Below are 673 nucleotides of genomic sequence, written 5' to 3' on the forward strand. Positions count from 1 at the left end.
CCTCGCCCGACAGCGCCACCTGGTCGGACAGGCGCCAGCGCGCCCCCGCCCCGCCGCGGTCGTTGGCCCGCAGGTCGCCGCGCCGCAGCACCGTGCCCTGGCCGAAGGCATAGACCGAGGCGTCGTCGGACAGTTCGCGGTCGATGCGCACGCCCGCCACCAGCCGCTCGCCGTTGTAGCCGGCCACGCGCGCCGCCGGGTTGGCCCGCGCCGTCCACGTCAGGCCCAGCGCCACCTTCCAGCCCTCCGACGGACGCACCGTCACCGCGCCGCTGCCCTCCTGTTCCGACACGCCGTTGTCGTCGCGGCGCGCATCGTAGCTTCCGCTCAGCGCCAGCCGCTCGCTCACGTCCACGCTGGCATGGGCGCCCCAGATGCGCTCGTCCACGCTGACGTTCTGGCTCAGCGTCTGGAAGCCGCCCTGGCGCTGCTCGTAATAGCCGCCCAGCGTGCCGCGCAGGCGCTCCCCGGTCAGTTCCGCCAGGTCGCCCTCGCCCTTCACCCGCCAGGCCAGCGCGGTGACGTTGCGCCGTCCCGCCGCCGTCTCGTCCGACGACGTCAGGCCGCCGTCCGTGGAGATCGACGAGGCGAAGCCCGGACCCCGCGAGCCGGCCACCTCCGCCTCCAGCCAGGTCTTCTCCGACCTGCGCAGCAGGATGTCGGCCCCGGCCGC

General features: G+C 75.0%; 1 pseudogene. It reads right to left on the reverse strand.

The features are described from left to right. Positions 1 to 673, reverse strand: a pseudogene (locus tag CSC94_RS24800) (TonB-dependent receptor); the annotation flags it as partial.

The sequence above is a fragment of the Zhengella mangrovi genome, assembly GCF_002727065.1.
Lineage (GTDB): Bacteria > Pseudomonadota > Alphaproteobacteria > Rhizobiales > Rhizobiaceae > Zhengella > Zhengella mangrovi.